At 62.8% G+C, this 14,108-nt stretch carries 11 protein-coding genes; 3 read left to right on the top strand and 8 right to left on the bottom strand.

Going from position 1 to position 14,108, the window contains the following annotated elements; genetic code table 11:
• Nucleotides 1-52 precede the first annotated feature (52 nt).
• Nucleotides 53-1,468 carry a sulfatase family protein gene (locus tag EK373_RS13200; protein ID WP_129643094.1) on the top strand — a complete coding sequence of 472 codons (1,416 nt, stop codon included), beginning with the start codon at nt 53-55 and terminating at the stop codon, nt 1,466-1,468.
• A gap of 49 nt (nt 1,469-1,517) precedes the next feature.
• Here the strand turns inward: EK373_RS13200 and EK373_RS13195 are convergent, their stop codons facing one another.
• Nucleotides 1,518-2,957 carry a sulfatase family protein gene (locus tag EK373_RS13195; protein ID WP_129643093.1) on the bottom strand — a complete coding sequence of 480 codons (1,440 nt, stop codon included), beginning with the start codon at nt 2,955-2,957 and terminating at the stop codon, nt 1,518-1,520.
• Between the two features lie 99 nt (nt 2,958-3,056).
• Between EK373_RS13195 and EK373_RS13190 the strand changes: the two genes are divergently transcribed.
• Entirely contained in the window at nt 3,057-4,091 is a 1,035-nt protein-coding gene (locus EK373_RS13190; protein ID WP_129643092.1) for a glycoside hydrolase family 43 protein, read from the top strand.
• On the opposite strand, the gene EK373_RS13185 is transcribed toward EK373_RS13190, so the two are convergent.
• Complete coding sequence (locus EK373_RS13185) at nt 4,092-4,877, bottom strand: LytR/AlgR family response regulator transcription factor (protein ID WP_129643091.1); 786 nt, start codon at nt 4,875-4,877, stop codon at nt 4,092-4,094. It lies immediately after the preceding gene.
• Nucleotides 4,874-5,959, bottom strand: coding sequence for a sensor histidine kinase (locus tag EK373_RS13180; RefSeq protein ID WP_198683265.1), 1,086 nt, complete (start codon nt 5,957-5,959; stop codon nt 4,874-4,876). The genes EK373_RS13185 and EK373_RS13180 overlap by 4 nt, the downstream gene beginning before the upstream one ends.
• A gap of 320 nt (nt 5,960-6,279) precedes the next feature.
• On the opposite strand from EK373_RS13180, the gene EK373_RS13175 reads away from it, so the two are divergent.
• A complete protein-coding gene (locus EK373_RS13175; RefSeq protein ID WP_129643716.1) occupies nt 6,280-7,350 on the top strand; it encodes an NAD(P)-dependent alcohol dehydrogenase in 1,071 nt (356 codons plus the stop codon).
• Here the strand turns inward: EK373_RS13175 and EK373_RS13170 are convergent.
• The 5 genes from EK373_RS13170 to kdpB all read right to left on the bottom strand — a co-directional run bounded on the left by EK373_RS13170 (nt 7,269) and on the right by kdpB (nt 14,105).
• Nucleotides 7,269-7,889: a porin family protein gene (locus EK373_RS13170; protein ID WP_157994349.1), complete on the bottom strand. Its 621-nt coding sequence runs from the start codon at nt 7,887-7,889 to the stop codon at nt 7,269-7,271. The genes EK373_RS13175 and EK373_RS13170 overlap by 82 nt on opposite strands.
• Nucleotides 7,890-8,064: 175 nt before the next feature.
• Nucleotides 8,065-8,763 carry a response regulator gene (locus EK373_RS13165; protein WP_129643089.1) on the bottom strand — a complete coding sequence of 233 codons (699 nt, stop codon included), beginning with the start codon at nt 8,761-8,763 and terminating at the stop codon, nt 8,065-8,067.
• Entirely contained in the window at nt 8,760-11,456 is a 2,697-nt protein-coding gene (locus tag EK373_RS13160; protein ID WP_129643088.1) for a DUF4118 domain-containing protein, read from the bottom strand. The genes EK373_RS13165 and EK373_RS13160 overlap by 4 nt, the downstream gene beginning before the upstream one ends.
• Before the next feature lie 14 nt (nt 11,457-11,470).
• The gene (gene kdpC, locus EK373_RS13155; protein WP_129643087.1) at nt 11,471-12,049 is read right to left on the bottom strand and encodes a potassium-transporting ATPase subunit KdpC; all 579 of its coding nucleotides are present in this window, start codon (nt 12,047-12,049) and stop codon (nt 11,471-11,473) included.
• A 7-nt stretch (nt 12,050-12,056) separates the two neighbouring features.
• Complete coding sequence (gene kdpB, locus EK373_RS13150) at nt 12,057-14,105, bottom strand: potassium-transporting ATPase subunit KdpB (protein ID WP_129643086.1); 2,049 nt, start codon at nt 14,103-14,105, stop codon at nt 12,057-12,059.
• Nucleotides 14,106-14,108 lie beyond the last annotated feature (3 nt).

The following is a 14,108-nucleotide window of genomic DNA, read 5'->3' as shown; positions in this document are numbered from 1 at the left end:
TCAGCCCTCCTCCGCTCACGCAAGGAGGGCTCTTTGTTTGTGAGATGCATCCATGATGGAAAATGTTTCTTTGCTTGCGCGGCGAGCACTTGCTATCGCCGCGCTGTTTTTCTGCGGCTTTGCCGGCGCCGCCGAGCGCCCGAACGTGGTGCTGTTCATCGCCGACGACCTGGGCTGGAGCGACATGGGCGCCTATGGGAACCGCGACGTTCGCACGCCCAACATCGACAAGCTCGCTACCGAGGGCACCCGGTTCAACCGAGCATTCGCGGCGTCGCCGACCTGCGCGCCCTCGCGCTCGGCGCTGTTCACCGGCCTGTACCCGATGCGTAACGGCGCACATGCCAATCACAGCATCATCGAGCCGAACGTTCGCACCTGGCCGCAGTACCTGTCCGAGCTCGGCTACCGGACGGTGATCGCCGGCAAGACTCACATCGGTCCGCGCGAGCAGTACCCTTTCGAATACTTGCCGAATTCCAACGTCAGCCCGCCGGGCAAGCCGGAGGTGCTCTACACCGATCTCGGCGTGCCGGCGATCGAAAACCTGTTGAAGACGCACGACAAGAAGCAGCCGCTGGCGCTGATCGTCGCGGCCCACTCGCCCCACGTGTATTGGCTCGAGAACCAGGGCTACGATCCCGCGAGCTTCACGCTGCCGCCGTATCTGGTCGACACACCGAAGACACGCGAGGCGATGGCCCGCTATTACACCGATGTTTCGCAGGCGGACAAGGAAGTCGGGCAGGTGCGCGCTGCGCTCGATCGCTACGGTTATGCGAAGAACACAGTCTTCATGTTCACTTCCGACCAGGGACCGCAGTTCCCGTTCGGCAAGTGGTCGCTGTATGAAGCCGGCATGCGCGTGCCGCTGATCGCTGTGTGGCCCGGCAAGACGGCACGGAACGCGACGAACGACGCCATCGTGTCGCTCGTCGATGTGCTGCCAACAGTGATCGAACTGGCCGGCGGCTCGGCTCCGACCAACATCGATGGCCGCAGTTTCGTGGATGTACTGCAGGGCCGCGCCACTCGTCATCTCGACGCTGCATTCGCGGCTCACACGGGCGACGGCAAGATGAATCGTGCGCCGATGCGAGCGATCCGCACCGATCGTTACAAGTACATCGTCAACCTGGCTCCCGAAATCCCCTACGGCAATCACATCAGCAATGCTAACGGCAAGGACGGCCGTGACTACTGGGACAGCTGGGTAGAGCTCGCCAAGACCGATCCGGCCGCGGCACGCATGGTTCAGCGCTTTCGCCAGCATCCGCCGGAGGAGCTATACGATCTCTCCAACGATCCTTTCGAGCTCACCAATCTTGCACAGGATGCCAACTACGCACACACGCTCGTGGAGCTGCGCGGCAAGCTCGATACCTGGCGGTTACAGCAGGGAGAACGTCTCGATTTCGTGCCGATGCCGGAAGATGCACGGCACGGCGAGCTGAAGTATCGGGAATAGAAAATCGAAGCCGGCGCGGAGTGGAACGTTCCACTCCGCGCCCGCGCCTTCATTGCGGCAATGTCTTGCGCCAGCGCACGACCTTCTCGGTGAGCGACTGGGCGATCTCCGGGTTATCTTTCGCGACGTTGCGCGACTCCGACGGATCGGTCGCGAGGTTATAGAGCTCGGCACCCGTTCCATCCCCACGCGCCAGCAACTTCCAGTCTCCCGAGCGAATTGCAAACGGGGGACTCACGTCGCGGTCGAGATGTGGCCGTGGCGACTTGCCGGGCACACCGAAGCCACCGTAGGCGTAGTAGAGATCCGGTCGTGACTCGATCGGCGAGCCGGTCCACGCAGTTGCGAGACTGACGCCATCGAGCCCAGCCGGCAACTTCGCGCCGCCGAGTTGTGCGAGCGTTGGAAACAAATCGACGCCGTTGGCGATGGTCGTCGAATCCTGCTTGCCGGGCGCGATGCCCTTCGGCCAATGAACGATCAACGGCTCCCGCACGCCGCCTTCGTACAGGCTGCCTTTGCGGCCGCGGAAATGGATCGCATCGCCCGGCGGCGTTGCGCCGTCCTTGTAGTACTGCCCGGCCCCGCTCGGACCGTTGTCGCCCGTCAGCACGATGAGCGTATCGTCCAGCTTGCCGCTCGCACGCAGCTCGTCGATGAGCCGACCGATCTGCGCGTCCATCGCTACGAGCACGGCAAAGAAACGTTCCTCGTCCGCGTCGTCGCCCTTGCCAGGCACCGCCTGCAACTGCACGTCGTCGGGATGCCACGGATCGTGCACGTCATCGAGCCAGAGCTGCACGAACCAGGGACGCTCGGCGCTGCGCTCGATGAAGTCGAGCGCCTTGGAGACATAGCGCTGCGTGAGCGTGGACTTCGGCGCCCACTCGATGGGGCCGTGCCCGAGCGCGGCGCTCTGCGATGCGAGCTTGGCGGTATCTTCTTTCATCAACACGCGCGGACCGAGGCCCTCGAACTGCGTGTAGCTTTCATCGAAGCCGTACTCGGTGATCGGGGGCGCTTCGCCGATGTCGCGTCCACCGCCCAGATGCCACTTGCCGATGTGAGCTGTCGCATAGCCCGCATCATGGAGGGCGCGAGGCAGCGTCGGCAGCTTCGGATCGAGCCAGTTCGCCTGGCCCATTTGCTCGTTGTGCTTGCGGCTGCTGATGAAGCTGACGATGCTGGTCTCGGCGGAGAACCTGCCAGTCATCAAGCCGGCGCGCGAGGCCGAACAGATCGGCGACGCGACTGTGAACTGCTGCATGAGCAAGCCTTGCTGCGCGAGGCTGTCGATGTTCGGGGTCTGGGCTTTGCGGTTGCCGGTGACGGAAAAATCGGCATAGCCCAGGTCGTCGACCAGGATGAAAAGGATGTTCTTGGGCCGCTGAACCTGCGCCTGCCGCTGCGGCGGCGGCGTGGCGCAACTCGCGAGTACCAGGCAACAGCACGCCAGTAGCGTGCGAACCGACGCATTCCGTCCAATCATCTCGTCTCCCCCGCTCGTAATCCCGGAATCTATCCTTGCACATTCCGACGGTAATTATAAGATAAATACGTCTTATGAACGGCTGAAAAGGGGTCGGCGATGACAGGATCGGGTTGGTACAAAGCGGCGGGCGTCCTCGCGCTGGCGGTGCTCGCAGGCTGCGCAACTCCGGTTATGGCGGCCTCGCCGAGCGCCACCACTTATACCAATCCGCTGTTGCCGTCTGGCCCCGATCCCTGGATCACGCAGGTCGATGGGGTTTATTACTACACGCACACGCTGGGCAATCGCATCGCCCTGTGGCGCACGGACAATATCGCCAGGCTTGCGGAAGCGAAGCCGGTCGTCGTCTGGACCGCGCCGAAAACGGGTCCCAACGCGCATTCCATCTGGGCGCCGGAACTGCATCGCATTGACGGCAAATGGTTCCTCTACTACTCCGCGACCGCGAGCGGCTTCACCGATGACACGCATCGGGGCGTGTTCGTGCTGGAGAACGGCAGCGCGGATCCAATGAACACCGACTGGATCGATCGTGGCCGCATCAACACGGCTCGCGCCGGCATCGATGGCACCGTGTTCTCTCACGGCGGCAAGCGCTACTTCGTGTATTCGCCGTACACCGAAACGGATACGTCCCTCGCGATCGCGGAGATGAAGAATCCGTGGACGCTGACCGGCAGCGAGACCATCATCGCGCGCCCCGACCAATCCTGGGAACAGCAGGGCGGGCGCAAGATCGTCGAAGGCCCGGAATTTCTGCCCGGCCCCAAGGGTGATTTGTTCCTGACCTATTCGGCGAGCGCTTGCTGGTCCGACGGCTATTCGCTCGGTCTGCTGCACGCGGCGCCGGGCTCCAATCCTCTCGACGCATCGGTCTGGAAAAAATCTCCTCAGCCCGCGCTCAAGGCCGCCAACGGCGTCTATGCGACCGGACACAACGGCTTCTTCGTCTCGCCCGACGGCAAAGAGAACTGGATCATCTATCACGCCAATCCCGGCCCGGACATGAAATGCACACCGAAGCGCGCGCCCCGCATCCAGCGCTTCGACTGGAGCAACGACGGATGGCCGCAGTTCGGCGAGCCAGTGGCCACGGGAGTGGCGCTGCCGGTGCCCTCGGGATCAAGGTAATTACATCTGACGAAACAGGTGCAGGTAGCTGCGACTGACTGGCAGCACCTCATCGCGCCCTTTCAAATGAATATCCGCGGTTTCGTTCGGGCCGCGGGTGACATGACTGATGGCGCGCAGGTTGACGACGACAGAGCGATGCACCTGCGCGAACTGCGCTGAATCGAGCTGAGGAATCAGCTCCTTGAGTGGCGTGCGGATCACCGCTTCGCGGGGCTGGCCCGCATCGTCACGCCACGCGACTTGCGCGTACTTCTCCTCCGAACGCAGATAATCGATATCGTCCACGGCGATCAATCGAACGGTTTGGCCTACGGACGCACGCAGCCAGCGCAGCGTCGCCGGTTGCTTTGTTCGATCGAGGCTGGCCGCGAGTTGCTGCAGCAAAGCTTCGGTGTTCATCGCCGGTTGCGCGGCGTGCAACCGCTCCTTCAAGCGCTCGACAGTTTCAGACAGACGCGCTGATTCAACTGGCTTCACCAGATAGTCAAGCACGCCCTGCGCAAACGCCTGCACGGCGTATTGATCGAATGCTGTGACAAACACCAGATGCGCGCGGCGGCCGATGTGCTGTGCCGCCTCCACACCGGTCTTGCCCGGCATCTGCACGTCCAGAAAACAAATATCCGGTCGATGCGCTTCGAACTGATCGATCGCCTCGCGCCCGTTGCGTGCCTGGGCCACAATTTTCAGCTCGGGCCAGAGTTGCAAGAGCATGCGCTCGAGCGCTTCCCGCAGCAGCGGCTCGTCATCGGCGATGAGGGCGGTCGGATGTTGAAGGCTCATGCAGGTCGGGCCGGGAAGCTCAATTCGGCGCTGACGCCCCGCGGCTGGATCTCCGTCAGGTTCAATTGCGCATCGCCGCCGAACGCGAGCTGCATTCGCTCACGCAACGTGGAGAGCCCTGTGCCGAGTCCGCTGCCCGGCGTTTTCAGCCCCACCCCCGTGTCGATGACGCGTACGAGGCAGCGGTCGTCGCGCAGCCAGACATCGACGTCGATGCGTCCGCCTTCTTCGCTCGGATCGATGCCATGCTGTAGGGAGTTCTCTACGAGCGTGAGCAGCGTCATCGGTGGACATTGCAACTTCGATGCGCCCGGATCGATGCGCAAAGCAAATTGCAGTCGATCGGGCATGCGCATCTGCATGAGCTCCAGATACGCGCGCACCAGTTCCACCTCCTCAGCCAGCGTCGTCATTGCCGCATGCATGCGCGGCACGGCGGCGCGAAGGTAAGTAATGAGATTCGCCAGCACCTGCGATGCTCGAGGCGAACCCGCATCTACCAGTGCCTGCACATTGGCCAGGGTGTTGAACAGGAAGTGAGGCTTTACCTGTGCCTGCAATAGTCGCATGCGTGTGTCGAGCACCTTGCGCTCGAACTCGCTGCGCTCCAGTTCGAACGCGAGCGCCTGATCGCGAGCAAAGATGTCTCGCTGTTGAAGCATGGCGGCGACCGCGACCCACGGCGCTATCAGCAGGCCTTCCACCATCAGCACCATGAGCCCCCTCATTTGAGGATCATCGTGCGCCGAATGAATATCGACCGCCATCGATACCGAGTGCGCCAGTAGCGCGCCGACGGGCACCGCGATCATGACACCGATGACCTGGAGCACCCAACGCGGCAGCCGCAACTGTGCCGGCCACTGTTCGAACAGTCCGAAAGCAAGCATAGCGGTCAACCCCACGGTCACCGCATGGGCAATCGTGACGAGAACCGGCGGCGCCGAGGACACCAGACTGTTCGCCGCACCAAACAAAATCGACAAGCCCAGCGTGAGCGACAGCCGGCGCCAGCCGAACGCGAGCGCCACGCCTCGCGGCCGATCCTGCATGACGCGTGGGTGTTCAAGGGCGGAAACCATGAGGCCACTATAAATCCTGAGCGATGCGCTCGCCCGCAATTTTCCCCGTCGGCGCCCCCCTCCCGCCGCCACTCGTCCATACCGATCGTCACTCGCCAGCCCGGGATCGTCACCCGTCGCATGCCACTCGTTTTCTCCGCAACGCGCTTTCATAGTCCGGCCGAAACCGACAGGGAGAACACCCCATGACTACGAAAAAGCGGATCTTCATTGGCCTGGCCGGCGTGCTCGCACTGGCCATCACGTCGCTCGCAATCCTGCTGAGCCATGACGCGGAGTGCCCGACGCCGACCAGCGCTGCTCGAGGCCCGCAACCTCTGATGAAGGCGGTCATGCAGCGTTGCTATGGCGCGCCTGAAATGCTGACGCTCGAGGACATTCCAAAGCCGACGCCGGCCGACAACGAGGTGCTGGTTCGTGTGCAAGCGGCCGCGGTCAATCCGCTGGATTGGCATAGCGTCGCGGGATGGCCGTACGTCATGCGTCTCGGCGGCGGCTTGGGTACGCCCAACGACCCGCGCACCGGTGTCGATTTCGCGGGCACGGTCGAATCGGTAGGCAAACAAGTGACGCGGTTCAAACCGGGCGATGAAGTGTTCGGCGGACGCGGCGGTGCTTTCGCCGAGTACGTCGTCGTTCCCGAAGACCGCGCCATTGCAGCCAAGCCGGCCAATGTCACATTCGAACAGGCAGCCGCCATTCCCGTGGCCGCCGTCACCGCTCTGCAGGCACTACGCGATCAAGCGCACGTGCAAGCCGGTCAAAGGGTACTGATCAACGGCGCCTCGGGCGGCGTCGGCACATTCGCGGTGCAGATCGCGAAATCATTCGGCGCAGAAGTCACGGGTGTTTGCAGCACGCGCAATGTCGAGCTCGTGCGCTCGCTCGGCGCGGACCATGTGATCGACTATAAGAAAGAGGACTTCACGAGCTTGAACAAGCGTTACGACGTCATCATCGACAACGTCGGCAATCATTCGCCGCTGGACCTGCGCCACGTGCTCACGCCCAACGGCACCGTCGTCATCGTCGGCGCTCCGAAGCGAGGCCCCTGGATCGGCATGTTTCTCGGAGTCATCAAAGGCATCGTACTGTCATGGCTGGTCGACGAGAACTTCGTGTTCTTCGTGGCGCAGCTCAATCAAGACGACCTCACTTTCCTCGCCAGGCTCGCTGGCGAGGGAAAGATGACATCCGTGATCGACCGGAACTTTACGCTCGGCGAAGTGCCGGCGGCGATCGAGTATCTGGCGGGATGGCACGCTCGAGGCAAAGTCGTCGTGCGCGTCCCACCAGACTCGAATCAATCTCAGAACTGGAAGCCGACGCCGAACGTGGTCTCGAACGTGTTCAACGAATCGTCGAAGCGATCGATGATCTTATCGAGATAGCGATAGCGCGCGTCCAGCCGCAGCGAGACATTGTCGGTGATGAAATACTTGGCGCCGACGCCGGCATTCAGGGTGAAGCCATTGTCGTCGTCGATGCGCACCGGGCCGACACCGTTGACCGTTCCAGTGAGCGGTCGGTCGAGGTCCGCGCTGGCGTAGCCGATGCCTGCGAGCACATACGGCACGAAGCGGCTGCTCGGATTGAAGTGATAGATTGCATCGACATCGAACGTGGTCAGATCGAGATCGGTATCGCGCCCGGGCAGGCCGGTCACCGAGCTATTGGTCTGGCCGAGCGACAATTCAAGGCCCCAGGCATCGGTGAAGTTGTAACCGTAGCGCAAGCCATAAGTCACATCGTCATCGAGCTCGGGCGTGCGCCCATTGATGCGCCGATCGCTCAGATCGTCGCCGAACGTCTCACCGACATACGCATGAACTTCCTGGCTGCCCGCGGTCACCTGCGCCATCGCCGGCACGGCGGCAAAGGCAAGTGAACCAACAGTTGTTAAGGCAATCAGACTCTTCTTGGTCAACATCATCATCTCCTAAACTTTTATTCACCATCGCATCGCTGCGACGTGGACCAAGAGTGCGCCCGCAACGTGGCGCGATAAACAGCTCGACGCGCCACAGCGTGTTGCTCGGGATTCAGCAATGCGTGGGGAACTTGCACCAAGATTCGCACCACCCGTCCAAGACGGGTGCGAGCGATCAACGCGACGGCATCACCAGTCGATAACCGATGCCGGCCTCGGTGACCAGATACGCGGGGCGCGCCGGATCGGGCTCGATCTTCTGACGGATGTTCTTGATGAACACTCGCAGGCTGCGGGTATCGCTCTCCCGGTCCGGCCCCCAGACTTCGCGGACCAGCTGATTTTGCGTGACGATGCGTCCCGCCTCGCGCGCCAGGCACTGCAGTACGCGAAACTCCATCGGCGTGAAGTGCACTTCGCCATTCGGCGTGATTGCCAGACGCTGGCCGAGATCGATCGCGAGATTGCCGAGCTTCAACACCGATGTTTGTTCGGCGCCCCGAGCGTTCCGACGTAGCGCCGCTCGCGCACGCGCCAGCAGTTCCGGTGCGCTGAAGGGCTTTGTGACATAGTCATCGGCGCCGGCATCGAGCGCAGCGATCTTCTGCTCTTCCATCGTGCGCGCGGACAAGACCAGGATCGGCACCGGCGACCACTTCCGAATATTTCGTATCAACAATTCACCGTCGGCGTCTGGCAGACCGAGGTCGACGATCAGCAGGTCGGGCTTGTGGCTGCGCGCCTCGATCTCGGCGCGGGCCGCCGTATCGGCTTCCACCACTCGATAGTTGGCCGTTTGCAGCAGCGTACGCAGGATGTCGCGAATGCCCGGCTCATCCTCCACGATCAGTACACGATATTGCGATTGGGTCACGGCATCGACTCTTTCACGGGCACAGCGAGTATAAAGCGCGCCCCGCCGCCCGGCCGCTCAGCTGTGCGGATGTCGCCACCATGTGCTCGCAGGATCGCGCGACAGATCGACAAGCCCAGGCCGGCGCCGATGGTGGCGCCCTCTTCACTGCCACGCTGGAACTTATCGAACAAGCGCGCTCGATTCTGCTCCGGCAAGCCCGGCCCATCGTCATCGAAGGTGATCTCCACCGCTTCATCGTTTGCCGTAGCCGAAATGAGCATGCGCGTTTGCGGCGGCGTGTATTTCGCGACGTTATCCAACAAATTGGCGAATACCTGCACGATGAGGGTCGCGTCGACGTGCACCGGGGGCAGATTCTCCGGCAAGCGCAACTCGATCTGGCGCGGCTCCAGTCGTCCTTGCATGCGGCTCAGCGCCATGCCAATCAGATCGTCGAGTGTTTGCCAGTCGCGATGCAGAGTCAGGCGGCCGGATTCGAAGCGCATCAGGTCGAGCACGTTCGACACCAGCTCCGTCATATCGCGTGCCTTGTTCTCCACCGAACGAGCCAGGCGTTCGCGTTCTGCAGGCTCCAGGCTTGAGGAGCGCTCCGCAAGCACACTGGCGGCGCCGGCGATCACCGACAGCGGCGTGCGTAGATCATGCGAGATGGAGGCCAACAACGTGTTACGCAAACTCTCCGTTTCCGCTTCGACGCGCGACACCTCCGCCGCCTCCGCCAGTCTTGCACGCTCGACCGCAAGGCCGATCTGAGCCGCGAATGTTTCCAGCAGGTGCCGCTGCTCCGGCAACAAGACCCGTCGCGGATTGGTTGGCAGCACTGCGAGCACGCCCAGGCGCTGCTCTTCGCTGCCCAAAGGAAGATATAAGGCTGGAGCCGCCGGCAACGTGTCCGACCCGATTCCTGCACGCCGACCGTGCTCCAGTACCCATTGCGCAATCGACAAATCGCCGCCGACGAACGAGCCCGCTTCGGGCCGTTCTCCAGGCAGACGCAGCTTGGCATCAGCCTCCGGCAACAGCACGACTGCTTTGCATCGAAACACTTCCGCCACGTGGCGAACCGCCACCCTTGCCATGGCGTCGGCGCCACGCGTCGCCGCCAACTCGCGGCTCATTGCGTACAACAGAAAGGTGCGTCGCTCGCGCGCGCCGGCAACGCGTGTTTGCTGGCGCACGCTGGCCATCAAATTCGAGATCACCAGCGTAACGATCAGCATCACGGCGAACGTCACCAGATACTGGGCATCCATCACTGAAAACGCAAAGCGTGGCGGAATGAAACAAAAGTCGAATGCCAGCACATTCACGACCGCCGACAGCACCGCGGGACCGCGGCCGAATCGGATGCCGACGATGGTCGAGCCGAGCAAGTACACCATCACCAGGTTGGTCGGCTCGAAATTCTCGAACATCGCGAACGCAATCAGCGTGCAGATTGCGTTGACGACCAAGGCCCAGGCATAACGATCCCAATGGATGGGCGTAGCCACCGCAACGTCGTCGCCACGCATTGCTCGAGGAGCTTGCGTCGACTGCTCCAGCGTGCCGATGGTCATGACATCGAAGCCCCGTGCGCGCCGGGCGAGCTCGGTCGCAGTCGATGGCCGCAGCCAGGCTCGCCAGCCGCGACGCTTCGGGGCGCCGACCAGGATCTTCGTGGCGTTTCGAGTGGCCGCATATTCGAGCAACGCGCTGGCCGCCGTTGGCCCATCCAATGTCACAGTCTCGGCGCCGAGCGACTCGCCGAGCCGCAACAGATCGATGCGCCGATTGCGCTCTTGTTGGGAGAGCTTCAACAGCTCGGGCGTTTCCACGTACACGACCGACCATGGCGCGTCGAGCGCATCGGCCAACCTCTTGCCAGCGCGCACCACCTGCTCCGCCTGCTCATCGGGACCGATGGCGACGAGCACTCGATCGCGCGCCATCCAGGCGCGCGAAGCTCGGTCCACTACGCCGGCGGCCCGCGCCGACGCGTCGACGCGATCGGCCATGCGACGCAATGCCAGCTCGCGCAGCGCGATCAGGTTCGACTTGCGAAAGAAACGATCGATCGCATGCCGTGCGTGCTCCTCGACGTAGATCTTGCCGGCCTGCAGACGCTGCAGCAGATCGTCCGGCGGCAGATCGATCAGCTCGACTTCGTCGGCTTCGTCGAACACGCGATCTGGGATGGTCTCGCGCTGCCGAACGCCAGTGATCTGCGCCACCAGATCGTTAAGACTTTCCAGATGCTGGACGTTCACCGTGGTCCACACATCGATGCCGGCTTCCAGCAGTTCCTCGATGTCCTGCCAGCGCTTGGCGTGGCGCGGCGGCGGCTCGCCCTCGATCAGGTTCGAATGCGCCAGCTCATCGACCAGGATGATGGCCGGCCGTCGACGAAGCGCGCCATCCAGATCGAACTCATGGCGAGTGATTCCCCGATAGCGCATTGGCAGCGCGGGCAACTGCTCGAGCCCTTCCAGCAAACGCTCGGTCTCGATGCGTCCGTGCGGCTCGACATATCCGACGACCAGATCGGCGCCCGCAGCGCGCGTATTACGCGCCGCTTCGAGCATCGAATAGGTCTTGCCCACCCCCGCCGCGCCACCGAAAAAGATCCTCAGTTTGCCACGACGGGCCTTGGCTTCCGCTGCTTGCACGGAAGCCAGCAACTGATCCGGATCGGGCCGCGTTTCTACCACCGTACACCTGTAGATCAGCTTGCCCTCTTGCCGTCCAACGCCAGGTTCAACAACAAGACATTCACGCGTGGCTCGCCCAGGATCCCGAACGCTCGCCCCTCGGTCGCTTCCTTCACGAGCGCACGAATCTCATTCTCCGGGCGGTTGCGCATCCGAGCGACGCGCGGCACTTGATACTCCGCAGCTGCCGGAGAGATGTGTGGATCGAGGCCGCTACCCGACGCGGTCACCAGATCGATCGGGACAAGCGCCTGGTTGCCGGGATCCAATGCGCGCAGCCTGGCGATTCGGTCGCTGATCGCGCTCGCCAGCGCCGGATTGGTCGGGCTTTGGTTCGAGCCGCTCGACGCCGCCCCGTTGTACGGCTGCGGCGCGGTCGCAGAGGGTCGGCCAAAGAAATATTTCGGATCCGAGAACGGCTGCCCGATGAGACGCGAGCCGAGCAACTTGTCGCCTTCGCGAATCAGGCTGCCATTCGCCGCATCGGAGAACGCGGCCTGAGAGATGCCCGTGACCAGCAGTGGATAGACCAGCCCGGTCACCACCGTCAGCAGCAGAAACGAGACCAATGCAGGCCGAAGCTCGCTCATGATTTGCGCCTCACACCAGGCCGAAGGCCAAGAGTAACAGGTCGATGACCTTGATGCCGATGAAGGGCACGACCAGGCCGCCGACGCCGTAGATCAACAAATTCCGCCGTAGCAGCTGAGCTGCAGATGTTGCCCGGGTTTTGACTCCGCGCAACGCCAGCGGCACCAGGAACACAATGATGATGGCGTTGAAGATCACCGCCGAGAGGATGGCGCTCTGCGGACTTGCCAGCCCGATGACGTTCAGCGCACTCAGCGATGGATAGGTCGCCGCGAAGGCCGCCGGAATGATCGCGAAGTACTTGGCGACATCGTTAGCGATGGAAAACGTCGTCAAAGCACCGCGCGTCACCAGCATTTGCTTGCCGACGTCGACGATCTCGATCAGCTTGGTCGGATTGGAATCGAGGTCGACCATGTTGCCGGCTTCCTTCGCGGCCTGCGTGCCCGTGTTCATGGCCACGGCCACGTCGGCTTGCGCGAGCGCCGGAGCGTCGTTGGTGCCGTCGCCGCACATCGCGACCAGGCGGCCCTCATTTTGATTGCTACGAATCAGCGCGAGCTTCTTCTCCGGCGTGGCTTCGGCGAGGAAATCATCCACGCCCGCTTCGGCGGCAATCGCAGCGGCAGTGAGTCGATTGTCGCCCGTCACCATGACGGTCTTGATGCCCATCTGACGCAGCTCGGCAAAGCGCTCGCGAATGCCGCCCTTCACCACATCGCGCAGCTCGATCACACCGAGCACGCGCTTGCCATCGGCGACCACAATAGGCGTGGCGCCGCGACGCGCGATCGTGTCCACCGACTCGCTGAGTTTGGTCGGCCACACGCCGCCTTGTTCTTCGACAAACCTGCGAATTGCGTCAGCCGCACCTTTACGCAGGCCACGTCCTTCTAGATCGACGCCGCTCATGCGTGATTGCGCCGAGAATTTATGGAACGTGTGCGACACATTCGCCAGATCACGGGCGCGCAACTGAAACTTCTGCTTGGCGAGCACGACGATTGAGCGGCCTTCGGGCGTTTCATCCGCGAGCGACGCCAGTTGCGCCACGTCCGCGAGCTCCTGCTCGGTGACACCCGGCGCCGGCACGAACGCCGATGCCTGGCGATCGCCCAACGTGATCGTGCCCGTCTTATCCAACAGCAGCACGTCAACGTCGCCAGCAGCCTCGACCGCACGGCCCGACGTGGCAATCACATTCGCGCGCACCATGCGATCCATGCCGGCGATACCGATTGCCGACAGCAGCGCGCCGATGGTCGTCGGAATCAAACAGACCAGTAACGCGACCAGTACAGTGAGTGTCACAACCGAGCCCTGTCCGGCCGCATTCACCGCGAACTGCGAGAATGGCGCGAGCGTGCCGGTGGTAAGCAGGAACACCAGCGTGAGCATCGCGAGCAGAATCGATAGCGCGATCTCGTTCGGTGTCTTGCCGCGCCTGGCGCCCTCGACCATCGCGATCATGCGATCGAGGAAGCCTTCGCCTTCCCTCGCTGTGACGCGCACGACGATCCAATCGGACAGCACGGACGTGCCGCCGGTCACCGAAGAGAAGTCGCCGCCTGCTTCACGCAGCACTGGCGCGGATTCGCCAGTGACCGCGCTCTCGTTTACCGAAGCGACGCCTTCGACGATCTCGCCATCCGCAGGGATGGTGTCGCCAGCCTCGACCAGCACCAGGTCGCCCCGGCGCAGCGTACTCGCCTCGACCGATTTGTACTCGGCGCGATTGTTGGCGGTGAGTTTCCTGGCGTAGGTGTTCTTGCGCATCGATCGCAAGGTCGCGGCTTGCGCCTTGCCGCGTCCTTCGGCCAGCGCCTCTGCGAAGTTCGCGAACAACACCGTCAACCACAGCCAGGCCGCGATCGTCAGGATAAATCCAGGGCGACCCGCCCCTTCCATCTGGCCCATGGCCGCGCCGATGCCGATCATCGTGGTGAAAATGCTGCCGACGAACACCACGAACATCACCGGATTGCGTACCTGCACTCGCGGACTGAGCTTGCGGAACGATTCGACGATGGCCGAGCGGAGAATCGCTTGCGTAACCATGAG

This window comes from Peristeroidobacter agariperforans (genome assembly GCF_004138335.1).
GTDB classification, from domain to species: Bacteria; Pseudomonadota; Gammaproteobacteria; order Steroidobacterales; family Steroidobacteraceae; genus Steroidobacter; species Steroidobacter agariperforans.
Note: the sequence above shows the minus strand (reverse complement) of the source record. Positions and strands in the feature narration are given on the sequence as shown.

Coding starts and splice junctions, on each gene's coding strand:
- kdpB (WP_129643086.1), bottom strand. CDS start 14,105: ATGGTTACGCAAGCGATTCTCCGCTCGGCCATCGTCGAATCGTTCCGC.
- EK373_RS13195 (WP_129643093.1), bottom strand. CDS start 2,957: ATGATTGGACGGAATGCGTCGGTTCGCACGCTACTGGCGTGCTGTTGC.
- EK373_RS13170 (WP_157994349.1), bottom strand. CDS start 7,889: ATGTTGACCAAGAAGAGTCTGATTGCCTTAACAACTGTTGGTTCACTT.
- EK373_RS13200 (WP_129643094.1), top strand. CDS start 53: ATGATGGAAAATGTTTCTTTGCTTGCGCGGCGAGCACTTGCTATCGCC.
- EK373_RS13185 (WP_129643091.1), bottom strand. CDS start 4,877: ATGAGCCTTCAACATCCGACCGCCCTCATCGCCGATGACGAGCCGCTG.
- EK373_RS13180 (WP_198683265.1), bottom strand. CDS start 5,959: ATGGTTTCCGCCCTTGAACACCCACGCGTCATGCAGGATCGGCCGCGA.
- EK373_RS13190 (WP_129643092.1), top strand. CDS start 3,057: ATGACAGGATCGGGTTGGTACAAAGCGGCGGGCGTCCTCGCGCTGGCG.
- EK373_RS13175 (WP_129643716.1), top strand. CDS start 6,280: ATGAAGGCGGTCATGCAGCGTTGCTATGGCGCGCCTGAAATGCTGACG.